Source organism: Kocuria sp. U4B (assembly GCF_054875615.1).
The window spans coordinates 418,713-437,930 of sequence record NZ_CM142180.1 but is presented as its reverse complement, the minus strand read 5'-3'; the positions used below and the strand labels follow the sequence as shown (position 1 = coordinate 437,930).

Below are 19,218 nucleotides of genomic sequence, written 5' to 3'. Positions count from 1 at the left end.
GCCCCGGGCGAGGAGGACGGGCGGTGAAGGGCCTCGGGCGCGGGATGGCTCTCGGCGCGACACCGGGCTCCGCTCCTCGTCCCGCACCGTTTTCCGATGCGGGACGAGGAGCGGAGCCCTCGTCGATGCACGTGCAGGGGCAGGAACTACCGCAGGAGGGCCCGTCGGCGGCCTGCCAGCACAAGCACGGCTCCGGCCACCATCAGGGCGACCCCCATCCCGGCCATCATCGAAGCGGTGGCACCGGTGTGGGCGAGCACCCCACCCGGTGTGGCGCCGGAACGTCGGTGGCCGATCTCCTCGGTGCTGAGGCCGGCACCAGCGCTGCTCGCCGGGGAGACGGACGAGGAAGCAGCCGTCACCCGGTGGTCGGCGGAAGCGTCAGCAGTCACGGCCGTGCCGTCGGACGCCGCTCCGGTCGTCAGCTCATCGGCGGTGTGAGCATCCTCGGTCCCGTCGTGGGTGCGGGCCCCGCCCGCGACGGCGCCGTCAGCACCGCCCACTCCGACCGTGCCTTCAGCACCGGCGTCGACGCCCAGCCCGTTGTCGTCGGTCCCCGGACCAGTGCCGGCCCCGTCGGTTCCAGTGCTGCCGGTACCGCCACTGGTGGTGTCACCGCTGCTGGTGGTGGGGTCGCCGATGACGGTGACCGCATTGTCCTCGACGGTGATGGGTGCGGTGATCACCGGGGTGATCTGCGTGCCCCCGCTGAGGCTGCCCTCACCGTCGGTCACCGGGGCCGGGCCGGTGCTCCCACCGTCGGTGTTGCCGTCGGTGGAGCCGGTGGTGGGGTCGCCGATGACGGTGGCGGCGTTGTCCTGGATCCCGAGGGGCGCGGTGATCACCGGGGTGATCTGGGTGCCGCCGGCGATGCTGTTGTCGCCGTCGGTGACCGCGGTGGTGCCTCGGCCAGCGGCGCCGGGGGTGCTTCCGGTGGTGCTGTCGGTGGAGCCGGTGGTGGGGTCGCCGATGACGGTGACCGCATTGTCCTCGACGGTGATGGGTGCGGTGATCACCGGGGTGATCTGGGTGCCGCCGCCGATGCTGTCCTCACCGGTGGTTGCGGGAGTTGGAGCGCTTGTTCCACCGCTGGTCGTGGGTGCTTCCCCGCTGTCGGTGGAGCCGGTGGTGGGGTCGCTGATGAGGGTGACGGCGTTGTCCTGGATGCCGATGGGGGCGGTGATCACCGGGGTGATCTGGGTGCCGCCGGCGATGCTGTTGTCGCCGTCGGTGACCGCGGTGGTGCCTCCGCCAGCGGCGCCGGGGGTGCTTCCGGTGGTGCTGTCGGTGGAGCCGGTGGTGGGGTCGCCGATGAGGGTGATCGCGTTGTCGCTGACGGTCACCGGGGTGGTGAGCTCAGAGCCGGCCTGGGTGCCGCCGGCGATGCTGTCCTCGCCGGTGGTTTCCGCTGCGGTGGCTTCGCTGGTGCCGAGGATGAAGATGCCGGTGGCCAGAGCCAGGCCGTAGAGGCCGCGCTGGATGTCCTTGCGCATGAGAGGTTCTCCTGAAAAGTGATGAGAGGGGGATCTGCGCCAGAGGCGTCAGAGGGTCGACTGCTGCTGCCCACGGGCGGGCAGCGCGGTCCTCATCAATCAGGAGTGGAGCCGGGGTCGAACGCCGGGGCGGTGGGCAGGTCTTCGGCCGCGCCGAAGAAGGAGTCCGCCTTCCCGGCGCTCAGCCGGGGAAACAGCTCGAGGTAGGAGATGCCCGCGGGCATCCCGGGCCACCCCATCGGATCAGCGCTGCCGAGGGGAGAGCCGGGCCCGCCTCCGGTGGAGGTGCTGCTGCCCGACGGAGCCGGTGCGCCACCGTGGGAGGAGGCGGAGCCGGCAGTGCCGGGGGTAGCGCCCGCCGGGGTCGCCACAGCATGTGCCCGGTCCCAGCTGGTGCCTGTTCCGGCCGTGCTCACTACCCACGGGAACCGGGGGAGGAGCGTGGCCGGGGCGACACCGGTGACGGTGGTCTGCGTGGCCGCACGAGCAGTGGCGGCCGGCTCGCGGGAGAACGTCCGATCCGCCGCAGTGCTGGCAGCGATGCGTGTCCGGTCATCCACCGGGTGGTCCTGCACGGAGGGAGCGCCCTCCGTGCGCTGGACCGCGGCAGGGGTGGGGGCCGTGCCGGGCACCTGCGCCGGGGAGGAGGGTGCCGGGGTCGGCGCGGCCGGGACCTCGATGTCGGGCTGGCCCAGCGCGGGAGCTGCCGGGGTGAGCTCGGGCGCCGGGCTGACCGGCGGCGTGATTCCGCCCACCACCGGGGTGGTGTCGAGAACCTCGTCGACGGCCCCGCTGATCGGCGCCACCACCTCCGTGACCGGGGCGAGGACGTCGGTGACCGGCGCCAGCACCTGGGTGACCGGGGTGGTGACGGTCTCGACCGTGCGCACCGGGTCGTCCACGATCGAGCCCGGGTCCCGGATCACGTCCAGGCCGGTGCCGGTGACCGTGCTGACCGTGCCCTCGGGCACGAGTCCGCCCACCACTGGGGTGGTGGAGAGGGCCTCGTCGAGGGTGCCGGTGACCGGGGTGGTGACGATCTCGACCGTCCCGACCGGGTCGTCCACGATCGAGCCCGGGTCCCGGATCACGTCCAGGGCGGTGCCGGTGACGGCGCTGACCGTGCCCTCGGGCACGATCTCCCCCGCGACGGGGGTGGTGGCAACGACCTCGTCGACGGCGCCGGTGGCCGGGGCCAGTGTGTCAGCGATCGGGGCCAGGGCGTCGGTGACCGAGGCGATGGTGCCGCCGGCCTCCACCACGGTGACCGCCCCGGCCACCGGTGCGGTGTCCTCGGCGGCGTGGGCGGAGGTGGAGCCCAGCAGCAGCCACCCGGTGGCGGCCAGCCCCGAGGTGAGGGCCACGCGCACGGAGGCGGCCAGTGAGCGACGCCTGGGCATCTTCACCGCTGCACCTCCTTGGTCGCACGAGCCTCGGATCGTGGGCCACGCCGGACCTGGACCGCTTCAGGCACGACGATAAGGACTCTGTCGAATGCAAATCAATGCTTATTAATGTTCTTCACTGGACTGTTACCGGCCACTGGCCGTGAACAGATGCGGAGTCCGCGGTCGCGTAGGTCTCCAGCATCCCGGTCCAGGGCTGTTTAGGGGTCCGGGAGGGTGACCTCGGTGGTGAACGGTGAGTACGGAGCGACCAGGGGAAAGATCAGCTCGAACAGGATCCACACCACCGCCGCCACGAGGACCACGGCCAGCAGGATCCGCACCCACACCGGGCCGGGCAGGTGACGGAAGATCCAGGCGTACATCAGGTCTCAGCTCCTCGGCGTGTCGGCGGCCACCGCGGCGGCGATCTCGGCCGGGGGTCCTGTGCGGGCGGGACGCCAGGAGGCCAGGGCGGCGTGGACGATGTAGCGTTCGGCGTCCCCGTAGCGGGGGTGGCAGCTGGTCAGGGTCAGCAGCCGCCGGGTCGGTGCCGCACCGGGGTCCTGGGGATCGGGGGCGATGACCCGGGTCTCGGTCGGGGCCACGACCGCGGTGGATTCCACCGCGTAGGTGTAGTAGCCCTCGGCGGTGCGCACGTGGATCCGGTCCCCGGGGGTGAGGGTGTGGATGAGGTCCAGGACCCTGCCGTGGGTCTGGCGGTGGCCGGCGACGGCGAAGTTGCCGATGCCCCCGGGCATCGCCGTGGCCTGGTAGTGGCCCAGGCCCAGGGCGTCGAGCACGTCCGTGCCGGTGCCCTCCATGACGGGTCGGGCGTAGTCGTCGCCGAAGCGGGGGATGTACATGATCCCGAGGCCCTGCCCGTAGCCGGGGGCGTGTGCCACGACCGGGTCCCCGTGGCCGGTGCTGTCGCCGGGGGTGGGCTGGAGGGGTCCGCCGAAGTCCTGCGCCAGCTCCGCCGCGACTTCCTGCTGGGTGGCGGTGGCGTCGAGGTTGGTCCACCACAGCTGCCACACCACGAACAACCCGACCACCACCCCGGCCGTCAGCAGCAGCTCCCCGGCCACCTGCACGGCTGACAGCCGCCCGCCCCGCCCCCGTGCCTCCGCCACGGCGCCACGGTGGGGTGGGTGCGGATCGTGTGGGGGTCGGGGGAGCATCACGCCTCCGGTGGCAGCGGTGTCGGGTGGTGGCACGGGTTCCACCAGTGGGCAGGCTACCGCCGCAGTCCTTGGGAGGTCGGCGGCAGGAGTTCGTGCGCAGGGGGTGCGCGGACCGTGCCGATCGGTTTACCGGATCGTGGCGGAGCGGGCCGGCACCGTGAGCGTCTTGCCGTGGGCGGTGACGGTCCGGCTGGTGTCGGTGGTGTTGACCGCGAGCACCTGCCGGGTCGACAGCTTCACCGTGAGGAGGCCCCGGACGTTCACGGGGGAGGTCGTCGGCCAGGCGCCGGCGGTGACGGCGCGGGTCAGGGCGGTGACCTGGGTGTCGGTGGTCCGCACGGACAGGCGGGTGACGTCCTCCCAGTGCCGGTTGTCGTCCCAGGCGTTGTCCCGGCAGTGCGGTTCGGCCTGGGAGAGGGTCGCCGTCATCTGCCGGGTGGCTTGGGTGCGGGTGAGCAGGAGGTGACCGAGGGTCATGCGGTGGTCGAGGGTGCGGCGGGTGTCCGCGGCGGCCACGATGGTGGCCCGGTCCGGATGGTCATCGCCGAGGCATGCCGCGGCCGGGTCGACGGCGCTGCCCTGCCGGTAGGCGGCGGGGGCCACCTCGCGCAGGCTCACCGAGTAGTCGTGCTCGACGATCGGCATGCCGGCGGCGGTGATCCTCCGGTACGCGGTGGTGGCCTGGGCCATCTCCGTGGCGGTGTAGGGGCGTCCGTTGCCGTCGGCCACGGTGTGCTCCCGCAGGGCGAAGTCGACCGCGCCGGTGGCAGCGAGCTCTGTGGCCAGACGCACCTGGTTCTCCCAGGCCGGATAGACCCCCAGGTTCACGGCCACCGGCACGTCGTGGCCCATGGACCGGGTCAGGGCGGCGTCGATGCGGGTGACCGTGGCGATCACGGCACGCCCGTACGCGTCGTCGTCGGCCCACGGGCCCCACCTGCCCACGTCGACCATGTCCTGGCCGTGGGACGGGGACATGGAGACGTCGTCGAGGAAGATGCCGTCGAATCGCGTCGGGGGTGCGTCCGTGGTGCCGCGCTGGGCGTCGGTGGTCAGCATCGTGCGGGCCGTGGCGGCGCAGGCCTCGGCGTAGGCCGGGGAGAGGTCGGCGACGCTCAGGTAGGGAAAGCCCGGGTAGGTGGCGTAGCCCTCGTCGTTGCGGGCGACCTCGGGGTTGGTGGGGGTGACGGCGAACCGGCGGCCGTGGTCGGTGCCCATGTCCGCGCACGAGTTCTGGAAGACCCCGTTCCACTGCTCGAAGGCCCGCATGGCCCCGAGGTCGAGGTAGGCGAAGAAGCGGGTGTCGGGATTGGCGGCCTTCATGTCCGCCAGGGTGCAGTCGCCGGGGGCGTCGGTGGTGGCCATCATCGGGTCGACGACGGCGACGGAGACCTTCCCGGTCATCGCGCCCCCCGGGCACAGCAGCTGCCCCTGGCGGTAGCCCTGCAGATAGGCGGGCAGCCTCTGGCCGGCGCCGGTGGCAGTGCCGGCCGCCGCTGAGGAGCCGGTGGCATCGGCGGACAGTGCCGTCCCGGTGGCGGCCGTGAGGAGGACCGCCATCGCGGCCAAGCGCTTCATCTGCTCATCATGATGGACCACTCCACACTTTTTAGCATTTGCAAAGACGGGGTGTTCTCGTGTCGCGCTGGGTCCCGGGACGTCCGTGCGCCCCAGGATCCAGGCGTTCGTGGCACTGTCGTGGTGCCCTGACCGCCGGTCAGGCCCGGCGGTACAGCACGCCGCGACGGGGCGGCAGGACCAAGTGGGTCGGGGCGGGGGCTCCGGCGGCGTCGACCATGCCTGCCGGCACGGGGATCCGTCGGCGTCGGCGGCCGTCCCGGTTGAGGTTCACCGCCGCCCAGCCGTGCGTGAACTCCCGGCGCCACGTGTGTCCGTGGCCCTGGGGCGGACCGAGGGGGGAGCCCAGATCCCAGTCGAGCTGCGGGATGTAGGGGGTGCGGTCGTAGTCGTCGTGGCCGGTGGCGGAGTAGGCCCCGCGGCCACCGCCGAAGATCCAGAACGCGGCCAGCCCGTAGGGGAAGTTCGGGTGGTCGTCCTGGCCGTCGGTGGGCACCCGCACGACGGCCAGCCCAGGCCCGGCCACCTGGGACAGCTGGGCGGTGGCGGTGGCCGGGTCGAAGAGGTCGGTGGGGCTGTAGCCCAGCCACACCTCCTCGAACCCGCCTCCGTAGGCGGCGTGGGCGTCCCACCGGCCCGGCTGCCGGCGGGACTCGGCGATGTTGGGCACCAGCAGCTTGCCGACCTCATTGAGCGCCCGTCCCGCTGCGTGCACCAGCGCGTCGACGCCCGAGCGGACCTCGTCCATCGCGGCAGCCCCGCGAATGGGCAGGTGCAGCCCGTAGTAGTCGTCGTAGACGTCGTTGTCGGCCATCACTCCGTCGAACGGGGAGGAGGCCAGCTCGGCCACCACGTTGTCCACCCACCGGGTGCGGTAGGCCGGATCCCAGACCGTCATCTGCCAGTGCCCGCCGTAGCGTTCCCACTGGATCCGGGTGCCGTCCAGGCGCTGGGCGAACCAGTCCCCGCCCTGGTCGACGGCCTCGGCGTAGGACACGCCGGAGGTGTGGACAGGCCCGGGTTCGTAGTCCCGGGTCGAGGACAGGCACTTGTAGCACAGCACCGTCATGTCCGGGCGCCGGTTCTTCAGTTCGGCAGCCGCTTCCTGCTCCCACGGCTGCAGGATCGCGACCCGGTAGTGCTCCAGGGCGAACTCCAGCTCCCCGCGGCTCAGGGGCCCGCCGTAGCGGATCCACGCGCCGACCCCGCTCACGCGTGGACCTCGGTGGTGAGCTGCCGGGCCTGCTCCTCGAGGTCGCCCTGCGCAGGGGCCTGCGCCAGGGCCTGGTAGAGCCGGTCGTAGCAGGACATGACCTGGAACATCTGGAAGAACTCCTCCACCCGGCCGCGGGCTGCGCGACTGTATTCGGTGTAGCGCTCGAGGTTGCCGACGACCGCGCGGATCCGGTGGGCCAGCTGCTCGACGTCCCCGGGGGTGACCAGCTCCCCGCACGGTCCCCAGGTGTGACCACCGGGCCCACGGAGGTGCTCGGCGATGAGCTGGCTCATCCCGCCCACGTCCGTGCCGACGGTGGGGATGCCGGCGGCCATGGCCTCGAGCACCACGATGGGCTGGCCCTCGTTGTAACTGGGCAGCACCAGCAGGTCGTACTGGTCCAGCCGCTCGCGCACGTCGACGGTGCCGTGGACGGTGACCATCTCCTGCAGGCCCAGGGACTGGATCCTGGCCAGGCAGGCCTCGTAGTACTCCGGGACGTGCTCGGTGGGACCGAGCACGTCCAGATGGAGGTTGGGGTGACCGATGCTCCGCAGCAGGTCCAGGCTCGAGAGCAGGTCCATCAGCCCCTTGATGGGCACGACCCGGGCGATGTAGACCAGCCGCCAGGTGTGCTGAGCAGGGGCTGCGACGATCCGGGCGGTGGTCCGCTGCCGCGCCCGGTACTTCTCGTCGAACTCCTCGATGACCATGCCGTTGGGCACGACCACGGCCTTGTCGGTGTCGGTGCCCAGGGCAGCGGCTTCGGTGATGGCCGAGGGGTAGAGGTAGGTGATCAGTCCAGCACTGGGGTAGCAGAAGTGGCCCATCTCGGTCCACCACGCCATCCACGCCCGGTGCTCGGCCGTGACCTCGAAGCTGCGGTAGTCCTCGGAGGTCACCGGCAGGGCCATGTTGCGCCCGAGCAGGGTGTTGATGGTGTCGCGGACGTAGAGGTTGTGCTCGGTGAGCAGGAAGGAGGTGTCGTGGTCGCGGGCCGCGGCTGCCGCCAATAAGGAGGCGTAGCCGGTGGTGTGCGCGTGGTAGACCTGCGCCCGGGGCATGGACTCGCCCAGCACCGCGTAGGCCAGGGAGAAGAAGTTGCGCAGCAGCCAGAAGGCCTCGGCCAGCGGCAGGTTCAGCTGAGGCATCCGCTGGGTCAGTGCCGCCATGAACTCCCGGGTGCCCAGCAGTGCCCACAGCGGGTACCGGCGGGTGCGCTCGTTGAGGCCCTCCTCGATGAGGTCCCACAGGGGCCGGGTCTGCCGCTCCTGCGAGAGCGCATAGAGGGCGTCGAAGAGCCGGTGCGCCAGCACGGCGCGCTGGGCGGCGGTCATGTCCAGGTCCTTGGGGGAGGCGGCCAGGAAGTAGTGCCGGTGCTCTTCCATGCTCAGGTAGACGACCCGGACCCACTTGACGTTGTCCGGCATGCCATAGAGGTCCTCGTGCGGGGCGGCGGAGTCCCAGGTGATGTGGATGATGCCGTAGGTGAGCCCGGAGTTGTGGGTGACGATGTCGTGGACCACCGCCGAGACCCCGCCCTTGAGGTAGGGGTAGGTGGATTCCATGACGATGGCCACGTCCACCTCCTCGTAGGGGCCTCGGCGCTGGGCTCGGGCGGGAGGGACGTCGGAGGGCTGCTGAGAGCCGGTGGTGCGGGACCGGGGGGTGATGAAATACATGGGGATGTCCTTGTCAGAGGCTGCGCGGGCAGGACCGCCGGTGGGCGTCCGGCTGGCGGGGTGCCCCGGAGCCGGAAGGGCGCCGGGGCAGTGTGGGCGGGGGCTACCAGGTGGTGGCGTGGCGCCAGAACAGGGTGTACTCCGGCTGCGACCAGTGCCGCTTGTAGAGCACCCAGGCCCCACCCACCAGGAGCAGGTCGGCCACCAGCAGCCCCGCGTAGGCGCCGGCACCTCCGGTGCTGGTCTCCGGGACGCCGAGAACGACGAACGCCAGGACGCACACCAGCAGATGGAGCGCCCCCAGCCCCTGGGCAACGGTCCTCTCGCCGATGTAGTCCAGTTCGTAGCTGAGCAGCGTCAGCATCATGAACGCCCAGGACCCCAGCGCCACGCACACCACCAGCAGCACCAACGCCGGGCGCAGCCCGTCCAGCAGCAGCGACACCCCCAGCGCCAGGGCCATGCCGATCGCCCCGGTCCGCAGCACGGATCGGTCCACAATCCGGCTCACCTGCTGGGACCGGAGGGCGAGGACCTCCAGGGGTTCCTCGGCGATCGTGGTGTGCAGCCGCGCCACGGCCTGGTCCACCTGCGGAGCCAGGCGCACGAAGTAGAAGTTGTAGGCCAGCACCGCCGGAAGCATGGCCATGAACACCGTCACCACCGGGAACCACCCGCCGGTGACGAGGAACAGCACGAATTTGTCCGCCCACAGCACCGATCCCAGCAGGAGACCACGGGTCGTGTCGGCGAAGAATGCGGACGGGCTGAACCGTCGGGGCACTCCGGCGCAGCGCAGGCCACGGCCCATGGCGACCAGCTGGGTCAGCGTTGCTGCCAGAGGCGGCAGCCACCACGCGGTCGGGACCAGGAACAGCGCCCCCGCGTACACCGACCAGGCCAGGGCCCACAGCCCGCGACGCTGCCCGACGTTGGCCAGCACCAAGGACTGCACGAACAGCACGTGCAACCCGCACAGGACGGCGTAGACCGCCATGGCGGTGTACGACCACCCCGTGGCCAACCACAGGGGAACCGCAAAAAGGACCACCAGCGGCAGGGCCAGGACGAACATCGCCGGCCAGAACGCGCAGAACCGGGCAGTGATGGCGCTCATGTCCCGGGCGGCGATCAGGTCCTCGATCGCCCGGTACGCAGGCAGGCACGCCGCCTGAGCCAACCAGGGCACGGTGATGGACGAGGCCAGCACCACGAGGGTGAGCTGCACCCCGCCGATGCCGGCCGCCGCCATCTGGGGGCTCACCAGCGGATAGGTCAGGTTCAGCAGGATGACCGGCGACAGGTACAGCAGCAGATCCGCCCCGAGGCGGTGCCCCCCTTCGGGATCAGAGCCCTCCGCCGCGCCGGTGAGCTTGCTGGGGCCCACCATGAGCAGCAGCGTGGCGGCCAGCACGAGCGCGCCGAGGGCCAGGAACACCTGCGACGATGTCGGCGACATCCAGCGCTGGGCGACCGGTACTAGCGCGGTCAGGATCAACCCCACGGCGATGACCGTGGTACGGCGACGGGTATAGGTGTCCTGGATCAAGGACGTCAGTGATGTCATGTCTTCCTCCGGGCTCCCCGGCCGTGCCCGCGCCCCTTCGCCGGCGCCGCAGGATGCCCTCAGTGTGTGATGTGGATGGAACCGTGCGTCATGTCGACCACCACGGCGTCGTGGCGATCACCCCTTCACGGTGCGGTCTGACCGGCCGCCGACGGCGGTCCCCGTCCGCACGCCCTCCATCTGGTGCGCACCTCCGCGGCGCCACGACGCTCTCTGCGCCTGCTCGGCACATCATCACCGCGCCGTGGCGTCCTGCCTGCCCTCACGGGGGTCGCACCTCCTTGCTCTCCTGTTCCGGGCCAGGTCCCTACGGCGCGTCGGCGCGCAAGCGGACGAGCCCCCGGCACGGCCGCGCACCACACCACCAGACCTCCGCCGACCAGGCGGCGGACGTGCCAATACCGGGCCGACTTCGTGTTCGCCACCGAGGCGTCCCTGGATGGGGTGACATGCCCCACATGGGCCGCGGGTCGGAACGTCCCCGGACGGGGCCCGCAGCGGAGCCGCCACCGCCCCGGGCAGGGCGCCCCGGGGCCTTGTGCATCCGCCCGGCGGGTTCACCTGCGCCGATTCCCGGCCGTCCTCCGGGACGGTGACCCGACACGGCCCAGGCCAACGGAGGGGAGGCCCGGGTGCGGTGCGCCAGCACAAAATTGACATGTCAACCCTAGTGGTTGGCTGGTCTAGGCATTTGCATCATCATGTCCCCAATTCGACCCACAAACGCGGGGGAAGGGCATGTCCCGGCACCCGCACCTCCCGCCGCGGAGGACCTCATCCCGCACCACTGGAGCACCGGGTGCGGCCGGCGCGGGTTCCCAGGCGGTGGGCTTTCACCTGTGCACGGCTCCAGCACGTCCCGAGCGTGGTCGTGTCCCCGGTTGGGGGGTGGTCTCCCCACAAGTGCGGGTGGATTCCCTGGTCGCAGGCGTTCACTATGGGAAACCTGATGGGTCTGGGGGGATCACATGGGCAGCAGTATGCGCAGCAGCCGGCCGGAGGATCGGGGCAGGGACACCACCGGGGACACCACCGGGGGTGCCGGTGCGGGGCAACGCTTGGCGAAGGAACGGTCGCCGGGAGAACAGTCGCCGGGAGAAGGGTCGCCGGGGGAGCGGTTGTCGGTGCGGGTGCTGGGCCCGCTGGTGGTGGCCCGGGGCGAGCACGTGCTGACGGACAAGGAGCTGGGCGGGCCGCGGCAGCGGCAGATCCTGGAGATCCTGCTGCTGCAGCCCGGGATCCCGGTGTCCAAGCAGCGGCTGGTGGACCTGGTGTGGGGGAGCGGGCACCGGCCGGGGCCCTGGGCACGGTGGAGAGCTATGTCAGCGTGCTGCGCCGGTCCCTCCAGCCCGGTCGGGGGAAGACCGGTCCGCTGAGGACCGCCAACGGGGGCTACCTCATGGACCCGGCGATGGTGGAGGTGGACCTGCACCGGTTCGACCGGTTGTTCGAGGCCGCCCGGGGCTGCCCCACCCGGGAGGCCTACCCGTTGCTGGTCGCCGCCCTGGACCTGGCCGCAGCACCTCTGCTGGAGAACGAGCTGGGCTGTGAGTGGGCCGGCTCCCAGCGCACCCTGCACGCGGCCCGGGTGGGGCAGGCCCGGGTGCTGGCCGCCGAAGCCGCCCTTGAGCTGGGACGGGTCGCGGAGGCGGTCGCCCGGGCCCGGGCCGTGCTGGGGCAGGAGGCGGTGAACGAGCGGGCCTGGACGGTGCTGGTCCTCGGGCTCGAGGCGGGCGGGCACCCGGTGGAGGCCCTGCAGGCCTACGACCAGTGCCGGAAGGTCCTGGACCGGGACCTGGGGTGTTGCCCGGGGTCGGTGCTGCGCGCGGCCCACCAGCGGGTCCTGGAGGCCACCGCGGCGACCGGTGACGAGCTGGCGCAGGCCGTGGCGGCCCTGCTGGTGCTCCACGGCCACCACCACGGGCTGCTGCCGGCGAGCCAGGCCCTTCCTGGGGCCCCGGACCCGCGCGCCCGCCGGGAGGCGGCCGGGGTGCTGCGCGCCTTCCTGGGACGCACCCTCACCCCCACCACCTGAGGCCGAGGGCGTGTCCACCGGTCGGTGTGCCGTTGCGGTGCATGCTGCGATCGGCCGAGCCTTCTCGAGGTGTGCGGAACATCCGGGGTGCTGATGGACGTCCTCCCCGCCGGCGGGACACTTCTCCGTGCGCCGTCCGTGGCGGAGCGTGCCCGGTCCCACGGCCTCATCACCGGTGCCACCATGGCCGACGAGGCGGCCCGGGTGCAGTGCGTGGCCGGGCGGGCGGTGACGAACTCCTTCAGCGCCGGACGCGCCCGGACCGCGCTGCTGCTGTCGGGGGCCGCCGGGCCACTCGCCCGGCCTGCCGTGGGAGAGCCGCCGACCTGTCCGGAGGCGCCGACGCCGGAGCAGCTGCGGCGTGAACTGCTGGACCACCTGGACTCCTGTCCCCCGCACCTCTCCCATGCCGGCCCGCACCTGCGGCCGGCGGGAGTGCGCCGGGAAGGGCTGGTGGCGCGCATCCGGGTCACCAGCGGCTCTCGGGAGCTCGCCTACGAGGTGCCCCTGGACGGCCGGCAGATGCCGGCCGCGGTGACGGGGGACGTCTCGGCCGTCTTCCCCTCCCGTCCCCGGGCGACGAGCTGAGCATGCTCGCTCGCCCCCGCTGGGCTCGAGGACCGAACGCCGGGCCACCGGCACAGCCCCGGGCCGACGGCGCCCGGCCTTCAGCGGCTCCCGGCTCCGCCGAGAGCACCCCTGCTGCCGCAACACGAGCGACGCGGGAGGAGCGCGATCGCGTTCCGGGTGGAGGTCGGACCACCGTCCGTGGTGATGCAGAGGCCGGTTGTAGGAGACTGGGCGGGCGACTTCCCCGTCCGTGGGTGCGCAGGCCCTGGCCGCGCAGGTGTCCGGCGGGAGAGCCGGAGGCGCCGTCGGCGTCGATCCCGGCCGGGAGGGCTGCGACGGCCGAATGGCCCCGGGGACACGACGACCACCACGAAGCGCAGCACCACAGGGAAGGAAGCCCATGAGGACAGTGCCGGAGGACATCGACACCCCGGAGATCCTGATCGACCGGGACGTGCTCGAGCGGAACATCCGATGGATGGCCACCGCCGTGCAGGCCAAGGGCCTGCAGCTGCGGCCGCACGCGAAGACCCACAAGATCCCCGAGATCGCCACGCTGCAGCTGGCGGCGGGAGCCGCCGGGCTCACCGTGGCGACCATCGGGGAGGCCGAGGTCTTCGTCGGGCACGGGGCCGACGACGTCTTCATCGCCTATCCGCTGTGGGTCGGCCCACGCCAGGCGCAGCGCCTGCGCCGCCTCAGCGCCGCGGCCCGGATCACGGTCGGGACCGATTCGGCGGAAGCAGCCGAGACCATGGCCGCCGGCCTCGGAGACGCTGCCGAGCGGCTCCAGGTCCTGGTCGAGATCGACAGCGGCCACCACCGCAGCGGCGTCAGCCCTGCCCGTGCCGTGGACGTGGCCCGGGCCGCCACGCGCGCCGGACTGCGCGTCACCGGAGTCTTCACCTTCCCCGGCCACAGCTACGCCCCGGGGATGCCCGTCGAGGCCGCCCAGCAGGAGCACGACGCCCTGCAGGAGGCCTCCGGGCTGCTGAAGGCCGCGGGGTTCGAGGTCACGCGCGTCAGCGGCGGATCGACTCCCACCGCGACCCTCACCGAGGCGACCGCGGCCACGGAAGTCCGGCCGGGGGTCTACGTCTTCGGCGACGCCCAGCAGCTCGAACTCGCCCGGTGCGCCCCGGAGGACATCGCCCTGACCATCGCCGCGACGGTCGTCAGCCGCCACGAAGGGGACGAGCTCGCCCCGCGCCGGGTCCTCCTGGACTCGGGCAGCAAGATCCTCGGCGGGGACCGGCCGGCCTGGGCGACCGGGTTCGGGCGGCTCCTGGATCATCCCGAGGCGCGCGTCACCGCCCTGTCCGAGCACCACGCCACCGTCGTCTGGCCCGACGGGAGCGCACTGCCCGCCCTCGGGCAGAGGCTGCGGGTGATCCCCAACCACGTGTGCGCGGCCGTGAACCTCGTCGACACCGTCACGGTGGTCAGCGGGGGCGAGGTCGCGGACCGCTGGAGCGTCGCTGCCCGCGGCCGGAACCAGTAGCCCCCCTCCGTTCTGGGCGCCCGGACGCCGGCCGGACGGGGCAACCCCCCTGCACCAGGTCATGGGGTTCTGCCCCCTCGGCCGGTGGAAGCCCGATCGAGGGGGCGTCCACCCCGTGCCGGTTCGACGTTGCGGACGCCGTCCTGGAGCCGGGAACGGCTCTCGCGGTGCTCATGGCCCAGCGGGGGAGCAGGGGCTCACGGCCCGTCCTGCTGGCCGCATCCCCACCGGTTCGATGGCCTCCACCGTCATGGTCGCCCGACCCCACGGCGCGTGGACCCCAGCGAGCGGGGCACCCGTACGGCGCAGCACCCGGGGCTCTCCCCGTCCACCCTCGGCCGGCGCCTCCGGGAGCTGCCGACACCCTGCCGTCCGGGCAGGTGCTCGTCGTGGGCGAAGCACCTGCCCGGACCAGCATCCGGTGCCGGCCGGCGGGCGGCAACCGTGTCCGTGCCCGTCACTACACTGGGCCGCATGAACGAGCAGGAACCGGACCTGCCCCGGGCCGTTGCGGTACCCGACGGCAGCGGGGGGCTCCGCGCGGACGCGGCCGTCCCGTCCGCGCCGGTCGACGGCGGCGAGCCTGCAGGGCTGGTCGACCGCGAGGCCGTCGACACGTCCCTGCGCACTCCGGCGCAGCGGTCCCGCACCTTCGCCGGGATCCTGGTGAACACGGCGCTCGCCAACATCACGACCAGCTACCTGTGGTTCGCCCTGACGTTCTGGGTGTACCTGCAGACCCGCAACGTGATCGCCACCGGAGTGATCGGCGGCGCGTACATGCTGCTCATCGCCCTCTCCAGCATCAGCTTCGGCACCTTCGTGGACCGCTACCGCAAGCTGGCGGTGATGCGTTTCGCCGCCGGCTTCACCCTGGTGATGTTCGCGCTGTCCGGGGCCATGTTCCTGCTGACGCCCACCGCCTGGCTGCTGGACCTGGCCCGCCCGTGGTTCTGGGTCTTCTCCCTGGTCATCCTGACCGGTGCGGTGGTGGAGAACATGCGCAACATCGCCCTGTCCACCACGGTCACCATCCTCATCGAGCCGGATCGGCGGGCCAACGCCAACGGTCAGGTCGGCATGGTGCAGGGAGTGATGTTCATCGTCACCTCGGTGCTCTCCGGGCTGTCGGTCGGGTGGCTGGGCATGGGCTGGACGATCGCCCTCGCCGTGGTGCTCACGGCACTGGCCTTCGCGCACCTGCTCACCCTGCGCATGCCGGAGGAGGTGCGGCCGGCCGCCACGGACGCGCACGGCGGGTTCGACCTGCGCGGCTCCCTCGCCGCGGTGCGGGCCATTCCGGGCCTGTTCGCGCTGATCCTGTTCTCCACGTTCAACAACTTCGTCGGTGGCGTCTACATGGCCTTGATGGATCCCTACGGCCTGGAGCTGTTCCCCGTGGAGCTGTGGGGGACCTGCTTCGCGCTCGGCGCCACCGGGTTCATCGTGGGCGGGGCGCTGATCGGCAAGTTCGGGCTCGGGTCCAACCCGCTGCGCACCATGCTCATCGCGGTGGTCCTGATGGGGGTCCTCGGTGCGGTGTTCACGCTGCGGGAGTGGGCATGGCTGTACATCGCCGGCATCTGGCTGTACCTGACCCTGGTGCCGTTCGTGGAGGCCGCCGAACAGACGGTCATCCAGCGGGTGGTGCCGCTGCAGCGGCAGGGCCGTGTGTTCGGCTTCGCCATGGCGTTCGAGTCCGCGGCGGCGCCGGTCACCGCGTTCCTCATCGCGCCGATCGCCCAGTTCTGGATCATCCCGTACGCACGCTCCGCGGAGGGCGCCGCCCAGCTGGCCCCGCTGCTGGGGGAGGGCACCTCCCGCGGCATCGCCCTGGTGTTCCTGGTGGCGGGGATCGTCATGATCGCGGCCGCGCTGCTGGCCTTCCTGACCCCGGTCTACCGACGGGTCTCGGCATCGTATGCGCGGGTGGCTGCGGAGGACGCGGCGAAGGGCGTCACCGTTCCCTCGTCCTCGGGGTGAGCCGGGACGCCGGATCCCGCCGTGGCCGTCGCGCGGGCCGTGGCCTGCCCGCCGGTGGGCTCGTCAGCGGGACAGCTGCCGCTCTCGCCTCAGGACCGCCAGGCCTCCCGCAGCGCACAAGCCTGCGGCCAGCGCTGCCAGGAGGACCGGGCTGCGAAGCCCTTGAGCCGTTCCGAAACCCACGGAACCCAGTGCTTGCCCGGTGGCCAGGGCGATGAACAGGATCGAGGTGCCTCCTCCTGCATGGTCCGGCCAGGCACGCCGCGCCCACAGGATGAGCACCGCGGTCAGGCCCATGTACCCGGCCCCGAAGACGGCCATGCTGGTGTAGGCCGCCCAGGAGCTGCCGGTGGCGACGGCCAGTGCGACTCCGGCGCCGGCCAGGGCCAAGACCCCGGCGCAGGTGCACCACCCGCCTCGTTGCCCGGTGCGCTCGACCAGGCCCCCGGCAAGGGTGCCGAGAAAGCCGCCCAGGCCCAAGGCGATCCACAGCCATCCGACCCGCTCCGGGGCCACGGCGCCCGAGCCGGTGACCAGCAACGGCCCGAACGTCCAGGTCAGGGACGAACCGGCGCCGACGATCACCGCCGCAGTGCCCGGGAGGAGCAGGGATCGCCACGCCCCGCGGGGCAGGACCGGGGGCGGCCCTGACGCGGAGGTCCGGGGGGCGGCCGGGCCGGTGCGGGCCCGCGCGGGACACCACGCCGCCGCCGTGGCCACCGCACACATCAGCGCCATGAACATCCATGCCGGGCCGATCGAGGGAGCGGCGAGAGCCAGCAGGCCGGCTCCGATGACGCCCACGGCTGTTCCCGCGTTGGCCACGGACTGGGCGGTGGCCGTGGCCTCAGGTGCCACCACCGCGTCGATGATCGCCACGAGGGCGGGAGAGGCGAAGCCGCCGGCCATGCCGCCGACGAAGACCGCGACGACGAACACCACCGGGTCCGAGGTCACGGCCACCCCCAGGCACCCCGTCGTCGCGGTGGCTCCGGCCAGCAGCAGCCCTGTTCGGGGGCTGCGGCCGACCAGGCGGGCGGCGACCACGGCGGCCAGGCAGTAGGAGGTGAACTGGGCGGCGGCCGCCCAGCCCAGGGCTGCGGTCAGTTCCGGGCGTTCCGCCGCCAGGTACGGAGCGAACAGGCCCACCCCGAAACGGGCCAGGCCGTAGGTGGCGGCGATCAGCAGCATCCCGGCCAGCGCCGTCCCCAGGCCGGTCCTGCGGGGCGTCTCCACGGTAGGTGCTGTCATCGGGCGCCCCTCCGGCATAACGGTCGTTCTACTGTAACGAGCGTTATGCTACTCGCATGGCCAATCCGCAGCACACCCGGGAGCGCATCCTCGACGCCGCCGAGAGCCTCTTCTTCCGCGAGGGCATCACCGTCACGGGGGTGGACCGGGTCGCCTCGGCGGCCGGGGTGGCGGTCGTGACGCTGTACAAGCACTTCGGCTCCAAGGACAACCTGCTGCGCGAAGTGCTCGCCCGTCGGCTCCGCGCATGGACCCACCACTGGGATGCTGCCGTCGCCGCCGCCGACTCCCCGCAGGACCGCCTGTTGGCCGTCTTCGACGCCATCGAGAGCTTCCGGGCCTCGGCCGGCCCCACCCAGTGGTGCTGCTTCCTCGCCACCGCCTCCGAACGCCCCGCCCCGGTGGATGGAAGCAGCGACCCGGTGTTCGAGCTGATCCAGCAGGACACCCAGCTGGTCACCGAGCGGCTTGCGGAACTGGCTCGCGAGGCCCGGTGTCAGGATCCGGCCGCTGTGGCCTCGGCCTTGCTGCTGCTCTACAACGGGGTGCTCAGCAGCATCCTGCGCGGCGCACCCGCCGACCCGATCAGCTGTGCCCGCAGCACGGCACGGTCGGTCCTCGCGCCCTGTGCCGATGCGACGGTCGCAGCCCCCTCCTAGGACGCCCGCGCCAAGTGCGCTGAGCCGCCTCGGTGGTCCGGGGAACGGTCGACCGGGGAACCGGCGAACACCACGCGGGCGCCCACCGGACGACCGCCGGCCCGGAGGCGCCGGCATGATCCTGACGCCGGACGCGCAACGACCGGGGGTCGCCTACTGCGACGGCTGCGAGACGTCGACGCCGGTGACCGGCTCGCCGGTCCGCTCGTAGACGAGGGAGATCGCGCCCTTCGGGAACGCCTGCGGCGGCTTCACCAAGGTGAAGGCGGCGGGGACGGTGCCGGCGCCGAAGATGCGCTTGCCCGAGCCCAGGATCAGCGGATAGAGGATGAGGCGCAGCCGGTCGACGAGGTCCTCCCTCAGCAGGGTCGTCACGAGCTCGCCACTGCCGAAGACGTGGACCTCGCCGAACCGGTCCTTGAGCGCTCGCACCTCGGCCGCGACGTCCCTCAGCACCGTGGTCGCCTCCCACGACGGGTCGGTCAGGGTGCGCGAGACGACGAACTTGGGCACCGCGTTGAACTTCGTGGCGATCGGGTCGTCGTCGCCGTGGCCCGGCCAGTAGCCGGCGAAGATGTCGTACGTCCTGCGACCGAGCAGCAGCGCATCGAGACGCTGGACGTCGGCGCCGATCGCCTCGCCCGATTCGTCGTCGACGTAGGCCCCCTGCCAGCCGCCGAGCGCGAAGCCGCCCTCACGGTCCTCGCCGGGCCCGCCCGGCGCCTGGTAGACGCCGTCGAGGGTGGTGAAGAGGTCGACCTGGATGATTCCCATGGTGTGGTCCTTCGGCGTGCTCCGGCGACATCCGGGGTGCACATCCTCGCGTGAGGAAATCCGGCCGTCAACCCTTCCCGGTGGGCGACCGCCCGTCCGCGCCCACCGGTCGCGATGCTCCGCGCCACCCAGCCGGAGTGCTGGGCGCCGGGCCTGGCGGAGTCGGAGCGCTCCTTCCCGCACGTTCCGCCTCCATCGCCTGCCCTGTCACGGGAGTGGACCGGTCCCCTCGACCGGCCCGCCGCGATCCCTGCCGCCGTGCGGGCCACCACCAGGACCATGTCGGGTGGACCAGAGCCCGAGCCCGAGCCAGAGCCCGAGCCAGAGCCCGCACGTGCCC

General features: G+C 72.2%; 15 protein-coding genes. 5 read left to right on the top strand and 10 right to left on the bottom strand.

Annotated features, from left to right (window positions below; translation table 11 throughout):
• Positions 1-146: 146 nt before the first annotated feature.
• From ACYSMR_RS02035 to ACYSMR_RS02000, 8 genes are all read right to left on the bottom strand, one after another.
• Complete coding sequence (locus ACYSMR_RS02035; RefSeq protein ID WP_461747216.1) at positions 147-1,493, bottom strand: hypothetical protein; 1,347 nt, start codon at positions 1,491-1,493, stop codon at positions 147-149.
• 95 nt (positions 1,494-1,588) lie between these two features.
• Positions 1,589-2,899, bottom strand: coding sequence for a hypothetical protein (locus ACYSMR_RS02030; RefSeq protein WP_461747215.1), 1,311 nt, complete (start codon positions 2,897-2,899; stop codon positions 1,589-1,591).
• Positions 2,900-3,099: 200 nt separating this feature from the next.
• Positions 3,100-3,264: a hypothetical protein gene (locus tag ACYSMR_RS02025; RefSeq protein ID WP_461747214.1), complete on the bottom strand. Its 165-nt coding sequence runs from the start codon at positions 3,262-3,264 to the stop codon at positions 3,100-3,102.
• 6 nt (positions 3,265-3,270) lie between these two features.
• On the bottom strand, positions 3,271-4,011 hold the full coding sequence (locus ACYSMR_RS02020; RefSeq protein WP_461747213.1) for a class E sortase: 741 nt from the start codon (positions 4,009-4,011) through the stop codon (positions 3,271-3,273).
• A 177-nt stretch (positions 4,012-4,188) separates the two neighbouring features.
• On the bottom strand, positions 4,189-5,640 hold the full coding sequence (locus ACYSMR_RS02015) for a hypothetical protein (RefSeq protein WP_461747212.1): 1,452 nt from the start codon (positions 5,638-5,640) through the stop codon (positions 4,189-4,191).
• A 139-nt stretch (positions 5,641-5,779) separates the two neighbouring features.
• Positions 5,780-6,853: a putative glycoside hydrolase gene (locus tag ACYSMR_RS02010; RefSeq protein ID WP_461747211.1), complete on the bottom strand. Its 1,074-nt coding sequence runs from the start codon at positions 6,851-6,853 to the stop codon at positions 5,780-5,782.
• The gene (gene pelF / locus ACYSMR_RS02005) at positions 6,850-8,538 is read right to left on the bottom strand and encodes a GT4 family glycosyltransferase PelF (RefSeq protein ID WP_461747210.1); all 1,689 of its coding nucleotides are present in this window, start codon (positions 8,536-8,538) and stop codon (positions 6,850-6,852) included. The genes ACYSMR_RS02010 and pelF overlap by 4 nt, the downstream gene beginning before the upstream one ends.
• Before the next feature lie 103 nt (positions 8,539-8,641).
• Complete coding sequence (locus tag ACYSMR_RS02000; RefSeq protein ID WP_461747209.1) at positions 8,642-10,105, bottom strand: hypothetical protein; 1,464 nt, start codon at positions 10,103-10,105, stop codon at positions 8,642-8,644.
• A gap of 1,273 nt (positions 10,106-11,378) precedes the next feature.
• On the opposite strand from ACYSMR_RS02000, the gene ACYSMR_RS01995 reads away from it, so the two are divergent.
• The 4 genes from ACYSMR_RS01995 (at position 11,379) to ACYSMR_RS01980 (ending at position 16,194) form a co-directional block, all read left to right on the top strand.
• A complete protein-coding gene (locus ACYSMR_RS01995) occupies positions 11,379-12,140 on the top strand; it encodes an AfsR/SARP family transcriptional regulator (RefSeq protein ID WP_461747208.1) in 762 nt (253 codons plus the stop codon).
• Positions 12,141-12,209: 69 nt separating this feature from the next.
• Positions 12,210-12,728, top strand: coding sequence for a hypothetical protein (locus ACYSMR_RS01990; RefSeq protein WP_461747207.1), 519 nt, complete (start codon positions 12,210-12,212; stop codon positions 12,726-12,728).
• 382 nt (positions 12,729-13,110) lie between these two features.
• On the top strand, positions 13,111-14,211 hold the full coding sequence (locus ACYSMR_RS01985; RefSeq protein ID WP_461747206.1) for an alanine racemase: 1,101 nt from the start codon (positions 13,111-13,113) through the stop codon (positions 14,209-14,211).
• Between the two features lie 474 nt (positions 14,212-14,685).
• Positions 14,686-16,194, top strand: a complete 1,509-nt coding sequence (locus ACYSMR_RS01980; RefSeq protein WP_251334647.1) for an MFS transporter — start codon at positions 14,686-14,688, stop codon at positions 16,192-16,194.
• 63 nt (positions 16,195-16,257) lie between these two features.
• Here ACYSMR_RS01980 and ACYSMR_RS01975 read toward each other — a convergent pair whose 3' ends face one another.
• Positions 16,258-17,445, bottom strand: coding sequence for an MFS transporter (locus ACYSMR_RS01975; RefSeq protein ID WP_461747205.1), 1,188 nt, complete (start codon positions 17,443-17,445; stop codon positions 16,258-16,260).
• Positions 17,446-17,501: 56 nt separating this feature from the next.
• On the opposite strand from ACYSMR_RS01975, the gene ACYSMR_RS01970 reads away from it, so the two are divergent.
• The gene (locus ACYSMR_RS01970) at positions 17,502-18,104 is read left to right on the top strand and encodes a TetR/AcrR family transcriptional regulator (RefSeq protein ID WP_461747204.1); all 603 of its coding nucleotides are present in this window, start codon (positions 17,502-17,504) and stop codon (positions 18,102-18,104) included.
• Between the two features lie 153 nt (positions 18,105-18,257).
• Here the strand turns inward: ACYSMR_RS01970 and ACYSMR_RS01965 are convergent, their stop codons facing one another.
• Entirely contained in the window at positions 18,258-18,878 is a 621-nt protein-coding gene (locus tag ACYSMR_RS01965; RefSeq protein WP_251334644.1) for a dihydrofolate reductase family protein, read from the bottom strand.
• Positions 18,879-19,218 lie beyond the last annotated feature (340 nt).